This window comes from Natrinema sp. SYSU A 869 (genome assembly GCF_019879105.1).
Taxonomy (GTDB): Archaea; Halobacteriota; Halobacteria; order Halobacteriales; family Natrialbaceae; genus Natrinema.
Window position 1 is genome coordinate 3785102 of record NZ_CP082249.1, and the last position, 21672, is coordinate 3806773.

At 63.2% G+C, this 21672-nt stretch carries 22 protein-coding genes and 1 pseudogene; 11 read left to right on the top strand and 12 right to left on the bottom strand.

Annotated features, from left to right (window positions below; all coding sequences use genetic code 11):
• Positions 1–94 precede the first annotated feature (94 nt).
• On the bottom strand, positions 95–1918 hold the full coding sequence (locus K6I40_RS26915; RefSeq protein WP_222918451.1) for an SLC13 family permease: 1824 nt from the start codon (positions 1916–1918) through the stop codon (positions 95–97).
• Positions 1919–2023: 105 nt separating this feature from the next.
• Here K6I40_RS26915 and K6I40_RS26920 point away from each other — a divergent pair, with 105 nt between their 5' ends.
• Positions 2024–2413 (top strand): 4-oxalocrotonate tautomerase family protein, encoded by a 390-nt coding sequence (locus tag K6I40_RS26920; protein ID WP_222918452.1) that lies wholly within the window; start codon positions 2024–2026, stop codon positions 2411–2413.
• A 207-nt stretch (positions 2414–2620) separates the two neighbouring features.
• Entirely contained in the window at positions 2621–3076 is a 456-nt protein-coding gene (locus tag K6I40_RS26925; protein WP_222918453.1) for a universal stress protein, read from the top strand.
• A gap of 60 nt (positions 3077–3136) precedes the next feature.
• Here the strand turns inward: K6I40_RS26925 and K6I40_RS26930 are convergent, their stop codons facing one another.
• The 4 genes from K6I40_RS26930 to K6I40_RS26945 all read right to left on the bottom strand — a co-directional run bounded on the left by K6I40_RS26930 (position 3137) and on the right by K6I40_RS26945 (position 7979).
• Entirely contained in the window at positions 3137–3913 is a 777-nt protein-coding gene (locus K6I40_RS26930; protein ID WP_222918454.1) for a glycerophosphoryl diester phosphodiesterase membrane domain-containing protein, read from the bottom strand.
• Positions 3914–3988: 75 nt separating this feature from the next.
• Positions 3989–5212 carry a TRC40/GET3/ArsA family transport-energizing ATPase gene (locus K6I40_RS26935; protein WP_222918455.1) on the bottom strand — a complete coding sequence of 408 codons (1224 nt, stop codon included), beginning with the start codon at positions 5210–5212 and terminating at the stop codon, positions 3989–3991.
• Positions 5213–5292: 80 nt separating this feature from the next.
• Entirely contained in the window at positions 5293–6393 is a 1101-nt protein-coding gene (locus K6I40_RS26940; protein WP_222918456.1) for a pyridoxal phosphate-dependent aminotransferase, read from the bottom strand.
• Between the two features lie 134 nt (positions 6394–6527).
• A complete protein-coding gene (locus tag K6I40_RS26945) occupies positions 6528–7979 on the bottom strand; it encodes a S8 family serine peptidase (protein ID WP_222918457.1) in 1452 nt (483 codons plus the stop codon).
• Positions 7980–8140: 161 nt separating this feature from the next.
• Here K6I40_RS26945 and K6I40_RS26950 point away from each other — a divergent pair, with 161 nt between their 5' ends.
• Both K6I40_RS26950 and K6I40_RS26955 read left to right on the top strand, forming a co-directional pair.
• A complete protein-coding gene (locus tag K6I40_RS26950; RefSeq protein WP_222918458.1) occupies positions 8141–8653 on the top strand; it encodes a CinA family protein in 513 nt (170 codons plus the stop codon).
• Positions 8654–8731: 78 nt separating this feature from the next.
• Complete coding sequence (locus tag K6I40_RS26955; protein WP_222918459.1) at positions 8732–9217, top strand: metal-dependent hydrolase; 486 nt, start codon at positions 8732–8734, stop codon at positions 9215–9217.
• A 73-nt stretch (positions 9218–9290) separates the two neighbouring features.
• Here the strand turns inward: K6I40_RS26955 and K6I40_RS26960 are convergent, their stop codons facing one another.
• A complete protein-coding gene (locus K6I40_RS26960) occupies positions 9291–9560 on the bottom strand; it encodes a HalOD1 output domain-containing protein (RefSeq protein WP_222918460.1) in 270 nt (89 codons plus the stop codon).
• A 174-nt stretch (positions 9561–9734) separates the two neighbouring features.
• Entirely contained in the window at positions 9735–10742 is a 1008-nt protein-coding gene (locus K6I40_RS26965) for a hypothetical protein (protein WP_222918461.1), read from the bottom strand.
• Positions 10743–10888: 146 nt separating this feature from the next.
• Here K6I40_RS26965 and K6I40_RS26970 point away from each other — a divergent pair, with 146 nt between their 5' ends.
• From K6I40_RS26970 to K6I40_RS26985, 4 genes are all read left to right on the top strand, one after another.
• On the top strand, positions 10889–11176 hold the full coding sequence (locus tag K6I40_RS26970; RefSeq protein ID WP_222918462.1) for a DUF5789 family protein: 288 nt from the start codon (positions 10889–10891) through the stop codon (positions 11174–11176).
• A 4-nt stretch (positions 11177–11180) separates the two neighbouring features.
• On the top strand, positions 11181–11873 hold the full coding sequence (locus K6I40_RS26975; protein WP_222918463.1) for a CPBP family glutamic-type intramembrane protease: 693 nt from the start codon (positions 11181–11183) through the stop codon (positions 11871–11873).
• A 117-nt stretch (positions 11874–11990) separates the two neighbouring features.
• Positions 11991–12428: a DUF302 domain-containing protein gene (locus tag K6I40_RS26980; RefSeq protein WP_222918464.1), complete on the top strand. Its 438-nt coding sequence runs from the start codon at positions 11991–11993 to the stop codon at positions 12426–12428.
• 156 nt (positions 12429–12584) lie between these two features.
• Positions 12585–13658, top strand: coding sequence for an AI-2E family transporter (locus K6I40_RS26985; protein ID WP_222918465.1), 1074 nt, complete (start codon positions 12585–12587; stop codon positions 13656–13658).
• A gap of 30 nt (positions 13659–13688) precedes the next feature.
• On the opposite strand, the pseudogene nhaC reads toward K6I40_RS26985, so the two are convergent.
• The 3 genes and pseudogenes from nhaC to K6I40_RS27000 form a co-directional block, all read right to left on the bottom strand.
• Positions 13689–15124: pseudogene (gene nhaC, locus K6I40_RS26990) on the bottom strand (Na+/H+ antiporter NhaC).
• Between the two features lie 259 nt (positions 15125–15383).
• Positions 15384–16685 carry a DNA repair protein NreA gene (gene nreA, locus K6I40_RS26995; protein WP_222918466.1) on the bottom strand — a complete coding sequence of 434 codons (1302 nt, stop codon included), beginning with the start codon at positions 16683–16685 and terminating at the stop codon, positions 15384–15386.
• A gap of 191 nt (positions 16686–16876) precedes the next feature.
• Positions 16877–18277: an ATP-binding protein gene (locus K6I40_RS27000; RefSeq protein ID WP_222918467.1), complete on the bottom strand. Its 1401-nt coding sequence runs from the start codon at positions 18275–18277 to the stop codon at positions 16877–16879.
• Between the two features lie 334 nt (positions 18278–18611).
• Between K6I40_RS27000 and K6I40_RS27005 the strand changes: the two genes are divergently transcribed.
• Complete coding sequence (locus K6I40_RS27005; RefSeq protein WP_006184530.1) at positions 18612–18791, top strand: HVO_2753 family zinc finger protein; 180 nt, start codon at positions 18612–18614, stop codon at positions 18789–18791.
• Positions 18792–18799: 8 nt separating this feature from the next.
• Entirely contained in the window at positions 18800–19066 is a 267-nt protein-coding gene (locus K6I40_RS27010; RefSeq protein ID WP_006184531.1) for an elongation factor 1-beta, read from the top strand.
• A gap of 133 nt (positions 19067–19199) precedes the next feature.
• Here K6I40_RS27010 and K6I40_RS27015 read toward each other — a convergent pair whose 3' ends face one another.
• Positions 19200–19628, bottom strand: coding sequence for a hypothetical protein (locus K6I40_RS27015; protein ID WP_222918468.1), 429 nt, complete (start codon positions 19626–19628; stop codon positions 19200–19202).
• A gap of 139 nt (positions 19629–19767) precedes the next feature.
• Positions 19768–20478 (bottom strand): MBL fold metallo-hydrolase, encoded by a 711-nt coding sequence (locus K6I40_RS27020; protein ID WP_222918469.1) that lies wholly within the window; start codon positions 20476–20478, stop codon positions 19768–19770.
• Positions 20479–20621: 143 nt separating this feature from the next.
• On the opposite strand from K6I40_RS27020, the gene K6I40_RS27025 reads away from it, so the two are divergent.
• A complete protein-coding gene (locus tag K6I40_RS27025; RefSeq protein WP_222918470.1) occupies positions 20622–21617 on the top strand; it encodes a terpene synthase family protein in 996 nt (331 codons plus the stop codon).
• The last annotated feature ends 55 nt before the right edge of the window (positions 21618–21672 follow it).

Sequence of the window (21672 nt, forward strand, 5' to 3'; positions counted from 1 at the left end):
CGGCCATCGGCCGCTCGTCTTACCGCGGCGCTACGCGCCGCGCTTTCGTTCGCTCGCGGATGCAACGGTGTTCTCAGACTATGACCCGTGCAGATCATCCTTGAAACGCCTCCGCGAACTCCGTCGGGAGTGTTCCGATATCGATTCCCCAGGCGATCGGCAGCCAGCCGAGCGCGACGAGCGTGATTAAGATAATTCCGATGACGTTCAGACCGATGCCGATCTTGGCCATCTGTGGCAACGTGATGTAGCCGCTGCCGAAGACGATCGCGTTCGGCGGCGTCGCGACCGGCAGCATGAACGCGAACGAGGCAGCGGTCGCGCCCGCGATCATTAATCCGAACGGATGGACGCCGATGCCGACCGCAACGCCTGCGAGGATGGGCATCAGCATCGCCGTCGTCGCCGTGTTCGACGTGACTTCCGTCAGAAAGATCGTCATCAGGACTACGGCGAACAGAATGGCGATCATCGGCACGCCCTCGAGGAGACCGAGCCCTTCGCCGATCCATTCCGCGAGGCCGGTATCGCCGAAGCCACTGGCGATCGCGAGGCCGCCGCCGAATAGGAGGATGACGCCCCACGGGATGTCGACGGCGTTGGTCCAGTCGAGCAGGAAGGTGTGGTTACCGTCTGCGGTCGTCGTCGGGAGCGTGAACAGGACCATCGCGCCGCCGATCGCAACGATCGTATCGGCGTCCTCGGGTGGTGCGACACCGAGGAGCGGATCGATCAGGCTGGCACCGATCCAGGCCGCGGCCATCCCGACGAAGACGACGGCGACCATTTTTTCCTGTCGCTTCATCGGGCCGAGTCGCTCGAGTTCGCGGTCGATCGTGTCCGCACCGGCGGGGAGTTCCTCGAACTGCGGTGCCACTGCCCGCGTGACGTAGGTGTAGACTGCCACGAGACCGATCGCCGAGATGGGAACGCCGTAGAGCATCCACTCGGCGAACGAGACCGACTGGTCGAAGAGCGCGTCGGCCTGGCCCGCGAAGAGCACGTTCGGCGGGGTTCCGATGAGCGTCGAGACGCCGCCGACGGACGCGCCGTAGGCGATACAGAGCATCAGCGCGATGCCGAAGGAGAAATTGCCTTCGCTCGTGTCGACTGCGAGGTCGCTCTCGTCGACGAGGTCTGCGGTCTGGTAGATGACCGCGAGCGCGATGGGGACCATCATCATCACGGTCGCACTATTCGAGACCCACATCGAGAGGAACGCCGTCGCGAGCATGAACCCGAGGATGAGTCTCGAGGGTTCGGTGCCGACGGCTTTGATCGTCCGCAGCGCGATCCGGCGGTGCAATCCCCACCGTTGCATCGCCATCGCGAGGAAGAACCCACCCATGAACAGGAAAATCAGCGGGTGGCCGTACGACGGCGTCGTCTCTGCGACGGGCAACGCGCCGGTCAGCGGAAACAGGACGATCGGCAACAGCGACGTCGCTGGGATTGGGATCGCCTCGGACATCCACCAGACGGCGACCCAGGCCGTGACGGCGGCAACGGCCTTCCCCGCGGCGGACAGCCCGCTCGGCGTCGGCGAGAGGAAGATGAGCGCGAACAGGAGCGGGCCGAGGACGAAGCCGACCTTCTGTCGGAGGCGGTACGTGCCGCCGACGTCGAACGGAGAGCCGCCGTCGTCCCCGCGACTCCCGTCGCTGTCCGAACCGCCATCAGGGCCCTCCTCCCACTCACCGCCGGGATCGGTTTCGCCACCTCCGTCCGGATCGCGTCCGCCGTCGGGAAACACCCGTTGTGCGAGGCGTCGTTCCTCAGCCGTCAGATCGTCCATGTCTGCGATCATGGCCGGTGCGTCGAGCGCGAGATATGCCTTCGTCCGGGCGTTGACGATCCACAAGTACCGCCACAGCCGCCAGGTCACCGCTCGAGCGGTCCGCTCGCGTTCGGCCACCATGTGCTCGATTTCTCCCACGAGCACGCGTATAAATAGTGGTCGCTTACACGGTCCCGTCGGCCCGACGGGCAGAACGTACAAGCCAACGACCGGACAACTCGCGGTATGCCCCTGTTACAGTTCGACACGACGCTGTCGCCGTCGGACGCGGAGAAGACCGCCTTCGCCGAGCGGGTGACGGACTACTACACGACCGAGATGGCGACGACAGCGGGTCACGTCGCGGTGACGATCCGCGAACACGAGGCAGCCGACCTCCACCTCGGGCGCGCCGTCGAGGGACCGCTGCTCTTTCTCGACGCCGAGATCCGCCGCGGCCGATCGTTCGAGCGGAAGCGGGCGTTCGCGCTCGCTGCCATGGAGTACGCCGGGGATACCTTCGACGTTCCCGACGAGAACATGAAGGTCGTCTTCACTGAACACCCCGGCGAGGCGATGATGGGCGTCGACCGCGTCGGCGGCGAGTGGGACGGCGAGAGCGACGATTCCGAGTAAGTATAGAAGCCCGGCTGTCGGTCCGGGCGTGCTGTTGCAGTTGTCGGTTCGAGCCGCTGTTGCAATTGTCAGTCTGAACGCGACGGTCCGGACGCTGGGTTGATAGCGACGATCCGATTATCGGGCCGGTCGCGACGGGTTACCGTTCGATCGGCGACACGACTGAGCGCTGAAACCACTATCTGTCTCCCTCCCGAAGCGATTCGTATGTACCGCGTACTGCTTCCAGTCGACGAATCCGAACCGCGAGCGCGGGCACAGGCCACCGTCGTCCGCGACCTTCCGGGCGCGACGACGGACGTCTCAGTCGACGTGCTTCACGTTCGCGAGGGCGAGTCGGGAACGGATGCTGAGTGGGCGGCGGGCGGGTTCACCGAGGAGTACGCTGCCGAGATGGAGCGGGTCACCGACGACGAGGCCCTTCCCGAATCGGTCGAGGCAGCGGTCGACGTACTGGACGCGAGCGACCTCAAGTGGACAATCAGGACGGCAACCGGCGATCCCGCAGCGACGATCCTCGAGGCGGCGGCGGAGTACGATAGCGATGTGATCGTTATCGGCGTCCAGAATCGGTCGCCCGTCGGCAAGGTGCTCTTCGGGAGCGTCGCCCAGGCCGTGATACTCGACAGCGAGCGGCCGGTAACCGTCGTTCCGGCGACCTGAACGAACGCGAGTCAACGACAGCGATCCGGTCTGTGTCAGCGGTTCCGATCGATCCCGCCGTCAGTCGTCGTCTCTCCATCGGTCGTCCCCGCGCTCCGTTTGCGTTCCGTCATCCGTCGCTCCCCACGACGGCTGCTCACGACGGTCGGTTTCGCCGGCGTCCGTCTCGGAGTGGGGCCGGTTCTCGAGGTAGACACGAGCATACGCGAGTTGGACGATCGGACTGCCGATCGCGGTCAGGACAACCGTGGCGGCGAAGTACGTGAGAGAGAACCCCTCGTTGAGATCGGTAACGCTGAGATCGGTCGCGACGAACGCCACGACCATTCCGCCGAGGAAAACGAACAGCCACGTGAGGGAGATGCCGACCAGTTTCGCGAGGTTTCCATCGGCGACAGTCCAACTCGTCTTGAGGCTCTCGACCGCGTCCTGGTCGTCGATGACGCATGCGGGGAACGCGAGCGAGAGTCGAACGGCGAGATAGAGTCCCGGAAGCACGAAGAAGATCAGTCCGGCGGCGACGGCCAGAACGTAGACGACCGTCGCACCGAACAGCGATAAGTACCGCTGGCGGACGGTAGTCGATGCTCGAGCGATATCACTCGACGCTCCGCGCGCTTCCTGCTCGCCGATCACATGAGCGAGACCGTCGACGTATATTACGGCAAGGAAGGCAGCGACGGCGAAGAGCAACCCGAGGGTGCCGGGACTGTTACTGAACGCCTCCAGAAGCCCGTACAGGAGGAAGATAACGATCAAAACCGGATTTCGTCGGAGCCACTCGGTCGCCGCGACGAGGGTTCCGATTGACCCTTTTCGTCGGAGATGTTGTTCCATACAACATATTGAAGAAATATAGGCAATATAAAATACCCGTCTCAAAGATGGATACGGCGCTTCCGTCGCGGCGGGCTATCGGAGGCAGGCCGCTACGACCTCGAGCATGTCCTCGCCGCGGACCTCCTCGGCAAACAGCGGTACTCGACGGACGTCGGTACCGCGGAAGAGGTCCTGTGCCTCGGCCAGCGCACCCTGCTGGACGTCCCAGCGGCGCTGACAGAACTCGCAGTCCTCGAGATTTGGCTGCAGGAACTGCCCGTCGACGTCGTCGGTGACGTTTGACAGTGGCTCCATCACGCGGTTGACGACAACGGTCCCGACGGGGATTTCGAACTCTCGAAGCTGCTGGCGCAGCCGCTTTGATTCGAAGACGCTCATCTCTTCGGGGACCATGACGATCCGGAAGTCCGTCCGCGCTGGATCACGCAGCGCGGCTCGCAAGCGCTCGATGCGCTCGCGCAGTTCCTCTAAGTCCTCGAGATCGCTGTCGTCGGTGCCTTCGTCACCGCCGAACATCCCCTTGACGCCGTCGAGCATCCCACTGATGCGCTGGCGGAATTTCATTAGTCGGCCCATCATCGTGTCCATAATTTCGGGGAGCTGTAGCAATCGAAGCGTGTGGCCCGTCGGAGCCGTGTCGACGATCACACGCTCGAAGCGCTCGTCGTCCATGTACTCGAGCAGGAGTTGCATCGCGGCGGCCTCGTCGGCTCCGGGCATCGCACCGCCGAAGAGGGCGTCCATTGGTGAGTCGCCGCCGAGCATGTCACCCAGGCCGCCGAGGGGGCCGCCCTCGGCACCCTCGCCACCGGGGAATGGGGACCCGCCGCCCTCACCGCCGGGGAAGGGCGATTCCCCATCTTCCCCCGCGCCCGGACCGCCGAAGGGGGTCTCTCCCGCTTCGATCGCGGCCTCGGGATCGATCTCGGCCGCGTAGAGGGGGATATCGTCCCGGATCCGGCCGGGTTCGGCCGGGATATCGGTCTCGAATGTGTCCGAGAGCGAGTGGGCCGGGTCGGTCGAAACGACCAGCGTTCGGGTACCGCCTCGGGCGCTGTCGAGGGCGGTCGCGGCCGCCATCGTCGTCTTTCCGACGCCGCCTTTCCCGCCGTAGAGGACGTAGTCGGGGCCGTCGATCGGCTCGTCCGACGGCTCGACGTCGATGGTCTCGCGCTCGTCCGTCGCCGCGTCGTCGACGGAGTCCGTCGGCGTTACCTCGATCGTGTGTGCGTCGTCGCTATCCCTGCTCGTCGTCTCGTCTTCCTCGTCGACCGGCTCGACGTCGATGCCGCTCATACGCGCCGGTTCCCCGTCCAGACACGAGTATTCGTCGGTCTCGGTTACCGGGCACAACGGACCCCTGTCGATCTCGCCGCTCACCCGAAATATGCCGCCAACCGTTGGGCTGCCTCTTCGACGCGCGGCGTGACGAGAGCGAATCGCAGCCATTCCGTCCGCGAACTTCCGAAGGCCTCGCCGGGCATGCCGGCCACGCCGGCCTCGTCGATCAGCCGCTCGACGTTCTCGAGCGTCCCCGGATAGCCGTCGAAGTGCGCCATCACGTAGAACGAGCCGTCCGGGCGCGTGTACTCCGCTCCGGCGGCGTCGAGCGCAGCGGTGAACGTCTCGACGCGCTCGCGGAGGCGGTCACGATTGCGCTCGTTGTAGTCTGGGCCCGTCTCGCGCAACGCTTTCAGAACCGCGTACTGGCCGGGGCGAGTGGTGGCGACGTTGACCAGCATGTGGCGGCTCTTAGCGTCGTCGACGAGTTCTGGCGGGAAAATCGCATATCCCACGCGAACGCCGGTGATCGCCATCGACTTCGAAAAGCCGTTGGTGACGATCCGGTGGGCGGAGTCGGTCTCGAGCGCGCTCGCGAACTCCCCCGAGAGGTCATAGTGGTCGTACACCTCATCGCTGATCAGGACGGCGTCGTATTCCTCGGTAATGTTGATTAGTTCCCGCATCGTCTCAGCGGGGTAGACCGCGCCCATCGGATTGTTCGGCGTATTCACGACGATCGCGGCCGTCTCCTCGCTCGCGGCCGCGCGGACGTCATCGGGGTCCAGTTGCCCCTCGTCGTCCGTCGGGACGTACGATTGGGTCCCCTCGAGCATCGTTGTCTTTCCCGGGTAGTAGGGATAAACTGGATCAGTCAGCAGGATTTCGTCGCCGCTCTCGCGTTCGAGGGCCCGCGCCATCGCGAGGTAGTTCGCCTCGCCGGTCCCGTTCGTGACGACGATCTGACCGACGTCGACGCCTCGACGTGCAGCGATCTCCTCGCGCAACTCGAGTACGCCCTCACTGGGCGGGTATTGGAACCGATCTGGCTCGAGGTCGGCGTACTCCCGCAGGCCCTCGCGGAGCGCCTCGGGGGGCTCCCAGTCGGGGTTCCCACTGACCATGTCGATGACATCGCGGTCCGCCGCGTCCGCGTACTCCATCACGCGGAAGAACAGCGGCGTCTCGTAGTTCATGCGCGAGGTATGCGTCGTCGATCTCTTCGGTCTTCCTATCCCGATCGGCGTGTGAATTGTTTCAGTTGTTACTATAGGACTTCGAGCGTTCGAAAACGATGCAGTTTGATTCGGATCGCAGTCCGCGATCCTCGTTAGACGCGGTCCGAGATGCGGTCGATCGCGGCCGGCGCGTCGATGCGGCCGGTTCCGAGCCCCGACGTGTACTCGCCGGAGAGGTCGACCGCGCTCTCCGTGATCGCCTGTTCGACGCGGCGCGGATGCAGATCGGGAGCGAGTTCGCGGAGTAGACACGCCAGACCGGCGACCTGTGGTGCGGCCATCGACGTCCCCGAGAAGTATTCGTACTGTCTACCGTAGATTTCTTCGGGCACCGACGACAGAACGTAGTTCGTCGGAGCGGGATACTCGACGCGCGCCGGCTCTTCGCTCATGGTCTTGTCGAGCGTCTCGTAGCCGCCGCCGGGCGCGGCAACGTCGATCGTTCCGTCGCCGTAATTGGAGTAGTGGCTCCGCTTGTCTGTCGGGCCAGTCGCCGCGACGGTGATCGCATCGGGGATACCGGCCGGGAGGAAGTATCTCGAGTCGTGATCGAGGTCGACCATCTCGTTACCGGCCGCGGCCACGACCACGGTTCCCTGCTCAATCGCATGACTGGCTATCCGTCGAAACGCTGCGAACGACCGGCTGTCGCCGGGCCAGACCTTCCGGAGACTGAGATTGATTACATCGACGCCAATTTCGACCGCGTAGTCGATCGCGAGGAGCATGTCGGCGATCGTCGTGACCAGAACGCCGTATTCCTCGTCGATGTCGGACAGTTCGTCGTACACGTCGGTAGCGTCCTTATAGAACGCTGGGCGAAGCGGGACGATCGTCGCATCGGGTGCCATACCGACGATCCCGGCGTCATTACGCGGTGCAGCCGCGATCCCAGCGACGTGAGATCCGTGCCCGTATACGTCGGCGGCGACGGGTCGGGTTGCCGTCTTCGTCGGCTGGAGGAGCAGACTCGATTCTTCGGCGACGGTAACCTCTCCGACGCCCGTGTGAACGTGTCCGTTGCGAAAGAGACGACCGCGGTCGGCGTCGAGTCGCGGTTCAAGGTCCGGATGGGAGTGACTGACACCGGAGTCGATGACGGCGAGCGTCGCCCCCTCGCCGGTCGCGCGATCATGGGCCGCTTGCGCGCGTGTGAGTTGCTTGTCCCACTGGTCTTCGTACAGCGGTTCCGGTTCATCGCCGGATTCCCCGTCGGTCGCGGCAGCTTCCATCGTGTCGAGGACGAACGTTTCGTTCGGCACGAGTTCAATCGCGACCGCCGCCGCCCGAAGTTCCGCTGCCTTCTCGGCGGCACCCTGAACGATGAAGATCGATCCGTCGGCGAGTTCGTTCAGGATTTCGAACCCGGCGCGTTCGATCCGACCGCGGAGTTCGGAATCGCCTGCCAAGACGACATAGACCTCCTGGTCGGCTGGCACCGACCGGTCGCCCGCGCTCACAGCGCCGACACTACCCAGTACGATACCGCCTTCCACGACTCGTTTCAGTACCGATCGCCTCGATCGTCCGCCTAACTGATTCATTTTCCAACAGGTGTGGCCACGTCGCTTCAATATAAAAGATTAATAATTCAACTATTTTCCGGACCATATCAATCGAGAGATCGTCTCCTTTCGATGGCGACCCGATTCTCGGATGCCGGTCGTCCATCGGTTTGACAACCCATCGGGGCGTTGCTCGAGCCATGAACGACGACATCGATCGCAACCTGCCGATGGACGTCGCCGACGCACTGCGTGACGCCGAGGAGACCCTGGCCGTCGCCGAATCCTGTACTGGCGGGCTGATCGGCGCGGCAATCACTGCCGTCCCGGGTGCGAGTGATTACTTCGATTCGGGCCTGACAACCTACGCCTACGATGCCAAGCGCCGCCACCTCGGTGTCAGTCGCGAGGCACTCGACGAGCACGGTGCGGTCTCCGAACCGGTCGCCCGCGAGATGGCACGGGGAGTTAGAGACGTCTCGGACGTGACGTGGGGCGTCTCGGCGACCGGGATCGCCGGTCCCACTGGCGGAACCGACGTGAACCCGGTCGGGACCGTCTACATCGGAGTTTCCTACGGGGCCCCATGGGGCAGCGAAGGGTCGTATGCGACTGTCTCCCGCTACGTCTTCGACGGCGACCGTGCGGCTGTTCGCGCGAAGACCGTCGAGTGGGCCCTCGAGGATCTGCTCGCCGAGATCGAGGCGCGGTGAGTCCGGTCGAGATAAGCCCAAACGGCCGACACTCTCGAGAGAAAACTATTCCGTCGTCGACTCCCCAGATGGGGCTAGATGAACAAGAAGGGGCACGTGCTGAATGCCGTCTTATTGAGTATTGGACTTGGGTATCTACTCGAGCCAGCAGGCGATTTGGAGACGTTCAGAACGATCGCCATGATCGGTGTACCGGTTTCGCTCGGCGCACTGTTTCCGGACGTCGACACCGCCTTCGGCAAGCACCGGAAGACGTTGCATAACCTGCCGATTCTGGTCGGCTTTCTCGCCTTTCCGTACGTGTTCAATAACCTCGAGTACGTCTGGATCGGCGTGTTGACCCATTACGTCCTCGATATCGCAGGGAGCAAGCGCGGAATCGCGCTGTTCTATCCTGTTTGGAAGGAGGAGTTCGGACTCCCAATCGGCGTCGCGGTCAGCAGCGAGCGCGCCGATCTGATGATGATGGTAGTCACCGTCGCCGAACTCCTCCTCGTCGCGCTGATCGTCTTCGAGATTCCGCAGTGGGGCTTCGAGATAGGACGGCGGGCACTCGGGATCTAGCTCGGCCGCCGCGGACGAACCGTCACCGTCAGTCTCGCAACGCGCCTCGAGCGGGACCGACATGACGTGATCGTCAGGTGTCGCCGCCAGCGGTGATCGACAGCTCGTTTCCGTTGATCTCGACTCGATAGTTGTCGACGGAAAACGCGATTTCGGGATGTGTCCCGGTGGTGACGACCGTGTCGAGCGCCTCTGGATTGATGTGCTCGTACATGGTCGTCCCGAGTGCCGTCGACAGATCGGTCGGCTCGACATCTTCGATGCCGGCGATGGCGTTGACGACAGCAACGGTTGGCGTCGTACTCGACCAGGTGTATCGACCGGAGAACAGTTCTTCTGCCATGATTCGTCGTTCTATCCGACGGGGCGTCATCCTCCCACTTAGCTATAGTGTGACTAGACGGCTACAACCGATGGTTGTGTGGTCCGGCCACGCGGCGGGATACTCCCGTCTCGAGCGGTTCTAGAAGCGGAGACTAGCAAGGAGCCGTAAACGACGGAGAACGAGATGGAGATCCTATTCCCGATTCGGTGTCCACTCCTCGCAGGCGTCCATGTCGTCCATGGCCGTTTCGTGGCGGGCGCAGTAGGGGACCATCCCCTCTGAGGAGCGGACGTACTCGAAATGCGTACAATTTCCACAGTAGCGGTCCGTCGGCTCGTCGGGCGTCTCGGTCGACGACTCGACGATTTCCGCGTCGTGGCCATCGCCCGATTCGAGCGGCGAGGTGATGTCCCTCGTCGCGGACCCGCCGTCACTGGTCGCGGCGCCAGCGGTCCGACCGAGACTCGATCCAGTTCCGGTGTCGCTGCCACTCCGCGAGGACGCGGCCGACCGCTGCGAGGGTCGGCTATTCACCCCGTCACCATCGTACGAAAGCGACGTGCCGCCGTTCGTGTCGTCCTCAGCGTCCGCGTTGGTCTGCGTTTCGACATCGCCGTCCGGCGTGCCCCCGAGAAAGCCGATGCCGCCCAGCCCGCCCGCATCGCTCGAGTCGTCGACTTCGAGGACGGTCTTGTTGTGGCGAGTAACGTTCATCTCGAGGTTACCGCCGGGATCGTTTCGCTGCTTGAACGTGGCGACGGCGCTGAACAGACACCAGATTGCGGGCAAGAGTCCGAGCAGGTAGATTGCGGAGACCTCGAGCGTGAGTTGGTCGCTGCCGTAGCGCCAGTGTTCGGGGTAGGCGTGCCAGAAGAGCACGACGCCCAGTAGGCAGAGGCTCGCGCTGATCGCGGCCGCCGCCTGAACGCGACGGCTGGCTGGCAACACGACGAAGACGCCGACGAGGACGATGGGAACGCTGAACCCGACCAACATGCCCGCGGCCCGGACGGTCGCGAACTGGGCGGACATGCCCCCCGAGAGCTCGACGGCGTACCCGCCGAAGAGGTCAGTCGTCGCCACGAGTACGGCCACGACGGCCATGAATGCACCGAGCAACACGAGCGCCGTCCCCGCGTACAGTCGGCGACTCGTCACCCCCGGTGCAGTCCCATCGTAGGCCTCCGTCAGGCTTGTCATACCCGGCCGTTCGGCATCCCATCACAAAACGATACGTCAGACACACCTCGATTATTAGAGAGGTATCTCGGTGGCCGGCAGTCACTGGGTTCGGTGTGACTCGCTGAAACGAAAGCTTGAATCGCCGCCCTCGCAAACGGCCCGGTATGAGCGACGAGGACGAGGACACGGAGCCGGCAGTCTCGCTCGGAGAACACACTCCCGTCGAGGGTGCACCGCTCGCCCGCGTGAGTTCGCGGCTAACCTGGCCCAAAGAGAAGAGCGAGGTCGACCGTCTCGAAGGCGACGCCGTCATTCGAACGCCCGACGGGCCACAGGAGCTCTCGACCGTCCTCAAGTCGGTCGACGAGACGTACTTCCAGCGCCACCAGGAGTTCGAGGGTCACGTCCGAGACGTGATCGGGACCGGACCGATTCCGACCGCGGACGAGTAGTAACGTGGCCTCCGAGTCGGGACGACGTGGCCGTTGGCTCAGCGATCACATGAGGCTCTCCTGGGTTCAGAAGTCGTTACTGGTGGGTGCCGTACTGACGGTGCTATGGATGCGACTGGTTCCCACTGATCTGACCCAGCGGGTTATCGTCGATGGTCTCCTCCTGATCGCGGGGCCGCTCGCACTTGGACTCTCCCACGGGAATCGACTCGGCTGGCGAATCGATCGTGTCGCGGTTCGGAACACGATCCTGCTCGCTGCGTTCGTGCTTCCGTTCTACATCGTCGGCTCGACGTTACCCACGATCCGCGCGTTCTATCCGATCTGGGAGACGTCGGCTGCGCCGGCAGCGTTTGTCCCACACGCGATCAAACTCTTTGTCCTCGCGTTGGCCGCCGAGACCTACTACCGGGGCTTGCTCTGTGTCGGCGTCAAGAAACTCGGGTTCGTCGCGGTATTTATCAGCCCCGTCGTCTACATGTTCCACCACGCCTCGAAACCGCCCATTGAGTTCCTGCTGTCGGGGCCGACGGATGTCCTATTCGGTGCCGTCGACTACAAGTCGAACTCGATCCTCCCGTCGGTCGTCGCCCACGGCGGCGGACTCGTCTTGCTCGACTGGCTCGTCCTCCACGACCCGGTGTTTGATCCGGTACTCGTAGTGCGATTCCTCAAGTGGCTACCGGTCCCGGTGTAGTCGGCTCTCGATTGCCGGCTCTCATCGGGTCCCAGTGGCCGGTTCGTGCCCCCATGGCGACAGTCGAGGTTTTCGGGTCACCTATCGTATAAGGGACGGGGAAGCCAACACTTCCGTATGGCACTTCCCATCGACCCGACGAAGATCGATCCGGCGGACTACGGCGAACATCGAGCGGTCCTCGAGATGGACCATGAGGAAGCCATTGAACACACCCGCGAGGTGTTCACCGAGGCGGGGTTCGGCGTGCCGGCCGAGTTCTCGCCCTCGGAACTGTTAAACGAGAAGGTCGACGCGGACCGCGATCCTTACTACGTGCTTGGGGCCTGCAACCCCGAGATGGCGGATCGAGTGCTGGACGTGACCGAACAGATGGGGGCACTGTTCCCGTGTAACGTCGTCGTCTGGGAAGAAGAACCGGGCCGGCAGGTCGTCTACCACGTCTCGATCATGAAAATCGCGCGCCTACTCGGAATCGCTCCCGACGACGAGAACTGGCAGGGGATCGTCGACGAGACCAGCGAAATGGTCGACGAAGCGTACGCAACCCTCTAACGGGGCACCTACTCGCCGCGACCACGTTGGACCGGATCGCCGTCCGGCCGCGCCGTCGCTCGATTCGACTCAGTCTCGGTCGGACGGACCGGTCCTCTAATTCCGAGAAACAGTAATAAATACCAACACTTATGTTTCAGTTCAAGACGTTGAAATATGGACGTCCGAACGACGTTTCTCGCCCTCCTCGTCGCCGCCCTCTGCGGGCTCGCCGCCCTGCTGGTCCTCCCGCTCGTGGAGTACGTACTGGCGGCCTGTCTGCTCGCAGTCGTCCTCCGACCGGCTTACGAGCGACTCGAGCCGCAAGTTGGCCCGCGGTTCGCCGGACTCGCGTGTACCAGCATCGCCGTCGTCGCCGGCATCGTCCCGCTGCTCCTCATCTCGCTGGTCGTGCTCCGTACCGCCGTCTCGACCCTCGAGTCATTCGACGGGGGCCAGATCGTGGCGTACGGTCGTGACATCGCTCGAAACGATCTGGGACTGGCCGACGAGTCGGTCGCCACACTCGAGTCCGTGATGCGATCGGAGCTCGAGGGATCGATTCCGGACGTCGCGGAACTGACGCTAGCCCGAACCATCGATATCGTGACGACGGGCATGGATGTCGCGGTCGGAGTGCTCGTCATCGTCTTTCTGCTGTACTATCTGTTGGTCGACGGTGCCGCGTTCGTCACCTGGCTCCGCGAAATTGCACCGCTCGATGCTGACGTACTCGACGAACTGTTCACGGAGGTTCACGACGTGACCTGGGCGGTCCTTCGTACTCATGTGTTCGTCGCGGTCGTCCAAGGGGTGCTCGGCGGCGTGGGACTCGCACTGCTCGGCGTCCCGTACGCGACCACGTTGGGGGTTGTTCTCATGTTCGCTGCGGTTCTCCCGACGGTCGGCGTCTGGCTCGTCTGGGGCCCAGTCACCGTCGCCCACGCGGTCTCGAGCGATCCCGTGCGCGCCGTTGTCCTGTTGGGATACGGAATCGCCGTGCTCACCGTGACGGATAACTATCTGCGTGCGTACCTCGTCGACCGGGGATCGGGTCTGCATCCAGCGACGGCCCTGCTGGGCGTCGTCGGTGGCATCTACCTCTTCGGGGTGGTTGGACTGTTCGTCGGTCCCGTCGTACTCGCGACGTTCAAAGCCTGCGTGACGGTTGTTAATCGGATCGAGCGGGTCGAGCCGGAAGAATCCGAGTCCAGTATCGACCGCGAGCAGACCTTCGTCGAAACGGAGTAAGAGCCAGTGTGACCGCAATCGGCCTGCCGCTCAGTCGGCCGTCTGGACCTGCTCGGCGCGTCCGGTCGTCGGCACGCCGCGACCGGTCAGTGTCATCGCGAACAACACGAGCGGCGACAACAGCCCGAACAGGTAGAACGGCGCGTAGTCGAGAGTGGGAACGCCGGTCGCCGAGGCCATGAAGACGCCGCCGGCGTGCCACGGAATGAGCGCGCCGGTGGGGGTCCCGGCGGCTTCGACGGCTCGGGAGAGTTCGTCGCTATCGAGGCCGAACTCCTCGTAGAGGTTCCTGAGGGTCAGTCCGGGGAGGACAATGCTCATATACTGCTGGGCGGTGAGCGCGTTGATCAGGATCGCGGAGAGGCCGGTGCCGGCGATCAGGCCCCCGGAACTACGCACACCCTGCGAGAGCCGATCGGCGAGTACCGCCAGCACGCCGGTGTGCTCGAGGAGGCCACCCAGCGAGAGCGCGGCGACGACGACGGTGATCGTCCAGGCCGAACCGGTGAGGCCGCCGGTTGCGAGGAGTTCGTTCACGAGATCGGCTCCGGTTTCGGGCGCGGTCCCGTTCATGAAGACCTCCCAGGCGGCGACGAAGCCGGAGCCCTGAAGCAGAATTGAGGTGAAGACCCCGGCGAAGACGCCGGCCACGAGCGTCGGAAGCGCGGGGTAGCCATAGAGTGCGAGGCCGAACGTGACCACGAGCGGCAGGAAGACGAGCACGGAGAGGTCGTACGTGCCCGCGAGCGCGGTCTGGATTTCGGTGACGCGGCCAACCGGAATCTCGCCGCCAGAACGGAGGCCGAGCGCGGCGAATCCCAGTACCGTGAGACCGAACGCGACGGCCGTGCCCGTTCGCATGCGGCGGATGTGGTCGTACAGCGGCGTGTTCGTCACACCGGCCGCAAGGTTGGTCGTGTCCGACAGCGGCGACTGCTTGTCGCCCGCGTAGGCACCCGAGATAACTGCGCCGACGGTCATCGGCGCGGGGACGCCGAGTCCCGCCCCGATCCCGACGAACGCGACGCCGAGCGTCCCGACCGTCGTCCACGAGGAGCCGATCGAGAACGCGACGACCGCCGCCAAGATCGCCGTGACGGGCAGGAACACCGTCGGAGTGAGCAACTCGAGGCCGTAGTACATCATTGCCGGAATCGTCCCGGCGTCGACCCAAGTGGCGATCAGCGCGTAGATCGTAAAGAGAATCAGCAGCGCCTGTATCCCCATCAGGAGGCCATTAGAGATGCCATCGGAGAGTTCGGTCCAGCGATAGCCGAGGGAGCGACCGAACGCGCCGACGAAGACGATACTCCAGAGCAACGGAACGTGGGGGCCAGCCCGAGTACGGCCGACCCGATGGCGAGAAACACGACGACTGCGAGTACCGGAACGAGCGCGAGAGCGAACGATGGCCGTCGTTCGGGGTCGAGATCGTCGACCGTCGTCGGTGTAAAGTCGAATGTCATCACCGGTGGTATGCACTTGGGGCATAAAAACTGAGCGCTTTATTACCTTAGTGTATGTTTTGCGGTACCAGTGATCATATTACTGGTATAGTGACAGTCACTTTCACGAATAGTTTGAAATGGCTGGGGCCCGAGACGGCCGGGCTCTCAAGAGAGACAGGGTTCGAGACGTGAAGTGAGCAGCGCGGGCCCGAACGGTGTCTGTCCGAAGCGCTGTTGGCCACGTTCGTAACTGCGACAATGGACGATCCGTCCCGGATCAATCCAGGGTAGAGAAGGCACTCAGATTGGACTGCAACCCGGCCGCGAGTTCGGATTTGCGCCGCAATCGCGCGTAGGAAACTGGCAGCTGGGTCGCGACCTCAGAAACCGCTTCGTGGAAGGTTTCCGACTCGCCGTATCTCCCGTCGAAGGCGTTTCGAACGCTCTCGCGGACCTGCCAGACGCCAACCGGGGCCCAGTAGTCGTCCGACACTTCCCGCAAAACGAGACACTTCGCCTGCCGGCCGATCGACTCGAGGTACTCGAGGACGCCCAGCCGGGCGGCGTAGTAGGCCCCCGCGGTCTCCTCGACGTAGCTCGAGCGGCCCTCATACCCTTCCGAGGCGCTGGCCATCCAGAGGTTGTCTTCGGGATCCGGGTTCCAGATGCTGCCGGGGGCTTTCATCTCGACGAGTTCGAACTCCCAGTTGCCCGGTGCGAGGACGATCCAGTAACGGTTGCCGACGTACTCGTTGGCCCAAACCTGCACCTCGTCGATGCTGGGCGCGTTCCGGATGCCCCCGCGCAGGAACTTCCCGACGGTGTCGTCGACGGCCGTGATCGACCATCGGGTCGGGACCAGCCGGCGCTGTTTCGTCTGTCCGAGCGCGCCCGCAGAGAGAATCGAATTGATCTCGTAGACGTCGAAGCCGCGCCGGTAGAGGTAGGTCATTGCCCCTTCGGCCTGCCAGTCGTCGTCCTCGAGGGTTTTCTTGACCGGTTGCGGAACGTGGGGGTTCTCCCGGAGGTCTGCGCCGCGAGCGCTGGCCCGGGGACCCCGCGGCGTCGCCACGTCGGTACCCGCATCGAGGCCGAGGTCGGGTTTGTCGTCCAGCCCGATCTCGAGGTCCACCGGCCGGTCGGCGATGGCGACCTCGCGCTGGACGCCGACGAAGCCGTCCCAGACGTCGTCGACGTTCGGCGTCATCCGGCTCGCGATGCTCGGCGAGTCCACGTTCGCGCGCTTGCTCGAGTTCAGGAGTCCGGTTCGGCGCTGGAGCACGTCGTCGATCGCGTACCCCTGCTGGTACCAGTCGCCGTCGGTGACGTACTCCTCGGCGGCGTCCTCGTCGCCGACCGGAGAGAGCAGTCCGACGGGGATGTCCGGATAGTTCGATCGACCGACGAAGATCGAGGGGGAGGTCGAACCGACGAGGGTATCGCCGCTCAGCGCGTCGTCGAACTTTCGTTCGAACTCCTCGAGATGGTCCGTGATTGCGTAGGACTTCTCCTTTGCGAGGCGGCGACGCTCGGCCTCCTCGTCGGGCTCTAAGTCCTCGATGTAGTCGTCGAGGCGCATTCACTCGACGTAGGATGGGGACGGCTTTGAATGTTGAGTTCCGAGTATGGTCGCGACGCTGGTTGGTGACTGTCAGCGACCGTGGAAGATGTCAGAGGCTGAGGTTCGGTCGGGCGTCGGGCCCCCGAACCTCATTCCATCCTTCTCCCCGATCCGTAAAGTACCTGCAAGGGCGTTTTCAGGCTCAGAAACTACGCCCGGAACTGGCGGTCGGCCGACTCGTCTCCCACGTCGACGTTCGTCACCTCGAACCGCGCACCGCCGTCAGTCCCGTCGGTAATGGAAATCTCCCAGTCGTGTCCGTCGATGATGTCCGTGACGATACGCAGGCCGAATCCGGTTCCGCGCTCGTTCGTGGAGTAACCGCTCTCGAAAACCGTGTCGCGTTCGGCCAGCGGAATTCCCGGCCCGTCGTCCTCGACGTAGAAGCCGTCCGGTAACGCGCCGACGGTCACTGTCACGGTCGAGTCGCCGTGTTCGACAGCGTTTCGGAACAGGTTCTCGAACAGTTGTGCGAGTCGGCTCTCGTCCCCCTGAACGGTAAGATCGTCGTCCAGACGGAGGGTTGCGGCTCCCGTCTCCACGTTCTGCCAGCATCGGTTAGCCAGGCTCGAGACGGAAACCGAGTCGATATCGCGGACGCCCTGGCCGTTCCGAGCGAGCGATAGCATGTCCTCCAGAAGTTCCGCCATCCGATCGAGCGACTCCATCGCGATTTCGACGTGGTCGCTATCGGACTCCGCCGCAGCCAGTTCGAGGTGGCCGGTCGCCACGTTGAGCGGGTTCCGCAGGTCATGACTGACGAGACTGGCGAACTCCTCGAGAGAGTCGTTCTGTCGTTGGAGCAGGCGTTCGCGTTCGACGCGATCGGTGATGTCTCGAAATACCCACAGCCGTCCGTAGTACGTCCCGTTGCCGGTGATGGCTGTCGAATAGCGGTCGAACACTCGTCCGTCTTCGAATTCGATCTCGTCCCGCGACGTTTCGGAGGGATGGTCATACAGGTATTCGACCCGCTCTCGGAACTCGTCGGGGTATTTCACTTGTTCTACGACCCGCTGGAAGACCGGCGTATCATCTCCGCTCTCGACGAGAGCAGTCGAGATGGAACCAATTTCGGCGAATCGATCGTTGTACGTGACGATATCTCGGTTCTCGTCAACGACGAGGATCCCGTCGATAGTAGCCTCTTGTTGGGATTTTAGTACCGAGCGCTGGTACTCGAGTGCCTCCTCTCGTTGTTTTCGGTCGGTAATATCCTGAATCGTCCCATAGTGATATACCGTCCCGTCGATCTCGTTGCACGTCGTGACGACCATAACCGGCGTCGATGTCCCCTCGACCTCGTGGCGCGTCTCGGCGACTCTCGTTTCACCGATCTCGAAGGAGTGCCAGTAGTCGTCGAATCGGTCTCGATCCAACTCCGGGTTAATCGTCCAGATCGGTCGTTCCTCGAGGGCGTCTCGAGTCGTCTCGAGGAGGGCCGCGTAGGCAGGATTGACGTATCTATACGTGCCATCGGAGCCGTAGACCGCGACTCCGGTGCCGACGGTTTCAACGATTTGTTCGAAGAAGTCGCCTGACGACTGCATTGCGGGTTATCTGGCGTTTCTAGTCCCCGGATTCGGTTATGTATATCGGCCACATATCACACGTTCAGAACTTGTCTCAGACGATATCCGTATGAATCGTCTCAATTGGGACGATAGAATACTGTGACCGATGAATACGACGACCCGACGGTTCCGTTTGTTCGCCCACTCGACGGCTATCGAGTAACGATCAGTGGCGACAGGTATCGGTGCGGGTTCGGTCTGGACACCCAAACCGACCCGTGTCGCAAACCGCACATGTGCCACGGTATTCCCTGTCAGGGGCGGCCGTGCCTTGAAAAGAGTTAAAAACGGCGGGCGGGAAGGGAGGGGTATGAGTACGACCGACGACCGAGAGACGCGCTCCTGCGTCTCCTGCGGGCTCAACATCGCGGGCACCAACGCCGCTGCGTTCAAGTGTCCCGACTGCGGCCAGCAGATCTACCGCTGTGCCAAGTGTCGCAAGCAGAGCAACCTCTACGAGTGTCCCGACTGCGGATTCACCGGACCATAACGTCTCCCATGGGAAAAGTCGCTGCCAAAATCAAGGTCATGCCGGACAGCCCCGATATCGACCTCGATGCGCTTCAGGAGCGCCTCGAGAGCGCCCTTCCTGAGGGCGCGAAGATCAACGGCGTCGAACGCGACGAAGTCGCGTTCGGTCTCGTTGCGCTCTACCCGACCGTGATCGTTCCTGACGGCTCCGGCGGAACGGAAACCGTCGAGGAGAGCTTCGCAGACGTCGAGGGCGTCGAAAGCGTCGGCGTCGAGAACGTCGGCCGTATCTAACGCCGCCCGACGTTCGGTTTTAGCCGTTTCACTGGTACCACTCGAGAGCGGCGCATCCTGATCTGTGCGGTGCGAGACGGATCGTCGGACTCGATAGTCGAGTCGCTCGCGTTCAGTCGAGCGGAGCCTCCGGTTACTGCTCCCGGTTTGCGCCCAGATCGGCCTGTGAGACGATCTCCGCGCCGACCTGGGAGAGATCAACGGTCACGTCTTCGGTAACGGCCTTACTGATCTCGTCTAAGTTCCCTGCAAGCACCGTCAACACGTCGTCGGGATTAGTGTAGACCAGCATGTTTCCGTCCTGGCCCTCCGCGACGAGCTGGGTGTCGTTCAGGACGACCTGATCGTTCTGAATCGTCGCCGAGACGACCGGCAGTGCCGCTGGCTTCCCTGGTTCGTCGTCCTTGACTTTGCGGATGTGGACCGCGTCAAGGTCGATGACCTCCCTGTACTCCTTGATCTGTTCGGCGCAGTCGACCATATCGTTGAGGAGGGCGGTCCGCTTCTCGTTGCCGTGATCGCCGTCGAGGCAGTGCTGACAGACGCGGAGTTCGAGTCGCATTGTGCATCGGTTAGTGCCGGACACCGATGAGAATTCCGCTTCCGTCCGTTTCCGTTCCCATTCCTCTCCCGCGTTCGCATAGCGTCTCGTCGTGTCAAAGGGAGATCGGCTGCTGGAACGGGACTCTGGAACCGCCGACTCACTCCCGTAACTGGCCGTAAATATCTTGAATCCGTTCGGTCCCTTGGTCCACGTACCCGCCGTGATAGCAGACGGTGTGATCGATCTCAAGATCCGCCAGCGTCCCGACCGATTCGATCGCGCGACCCATTGCTGGCGTGAAACGAGGCTTCGGGCCGGCGAGTGGTTCCTCACCGTCGGTTCCCTCACCGCCGTCTGCGACGAGCGCGTCGCCGGCGATGAGCAGATTGCTGTTTGGAAGGTACAGCGAGACGTGTCCGGGCGCATGGCCGGGCGTCGCGACGACCTCCATCGGCCCAGCGAGCGTCGGAAACCGGACCCCGTCCGTCAGTTCGATATCGACGTCGACAGGCGGATACCGTTCGCCGTCACCCTTGATCGGGTCTAACTCACCCGAAATGTACGGCGCTTCGTCGTGGTGGGTCGCGACGACCGCATCGACTTGCTCGAGCAGGTCCGCGAGGCCGCCGGCGTGGTCCCCGTCGTGGTGAGTCAAGAGGACAAGCCAGATATCGGTGAGTTCGTACCCCAGCGACCGCAGATGGGTCCGAATACCCTCGAGGGAATCCTGCGGGCCAGCGTCGATCAGCACCGGGCCGCGCTCGGTTTCGACGAGCGTCGGAGTGATTGTGAACGTTCTCCCGCCGTATTCGACCGTGATCGGGAGCACGTGTACGCCTGTGTCGCGTTCGCCGTCGTCTGCCGACATACTCGAGTTGTTCACGCTCCTCACAAAAGGAGTATTCGTCCGGTTTCGTTCCGGTTATCTTCGATATCTACGTCTACACCGTTTACTGGTTTAGTATGTTGGGCTGACAAAAACCTTTTACTTTCCAGTCCGAACTATAGGTAATGAATACGGAGTCGAAGTACCCTACTCTCGAAGTCGAGACGGACCCGTTTTCGAATGCACCGCGGCGGACGCTCTCGGAGACAGTTCGGCCGCTCGCCGACGCGTACGACGAACGGATTGCGGACAGGGACCGATCGACGTGGCGGTGGTTCGACACGGTCGAACCCGAATTCCGACTGTCGTGTGTGGATGACGAGTACGGACGGCGCGTTCGCGACGCGAAAGTGCTTGCCACGATGTTTATCACTGTCATTGACGACGTCGCCGAACGCCACGGCGATCGGGCGACCCTCAAGGAACTGCTGTTGGTCCCGTTCGATTCCCGACCTGCCGATCCGACTCGAAAGGGCGTCGACGGGACGTACGTTCGATTCCAGCAGGAACTCTGGGACGCGCTGCTGGAGTGTTACGCGGCGAGTCCACGCGCAGACGAGTTCGCGGACCTGTTCCGGTTCGATGTCCGGCAGGCACTGCAGTCGGTCGACTACTCGGCACTGCTGGCCCAGTATCCCGGCCTCGCGGGCGAACGCGAGCTCCGGACGTATGACGTCTACAACATGATGCTCTTTCCGTTCGCTGATATCGACTTCGCCAACGCCCTCGCGTTCGAGCCCCGGGAGCTCTCGACCGTTCGGGACGTCGTCGCTCACGGCCAGCGAATGGCGCGTATCGGCAACTGGATCGCCACTTGGGAGCGGGAACTCGCCGAAGGCGATTACAGTTCGGGCGTCGTGATTCGTGCCCTCGAGTCGGAGGTCGTTTCCCACAAGGAGCTCCGAGCGATCCGAACGGCGACGACCGACGCGACCGTCGACCCGGTGGTCGACCGGATTCGCGATTCCGGAATCGAAGCCGAGTTCGTCGACCGGTGGTGTCGCGAGTACGAGGCGGCCACCGAGTACTGTGACGAGATTGAGTCCATCGACGTCCGCGCCTACCTCGAGGGGTTCGAGCCGATCTTCCGCTCGCAACTCGCGCGGCGACCGTCGGCGTAAGGGCGTCCGGCGGTGTGGCGTCGCTCGCGTCAGTTACGCACGTATAGCGTCGGCG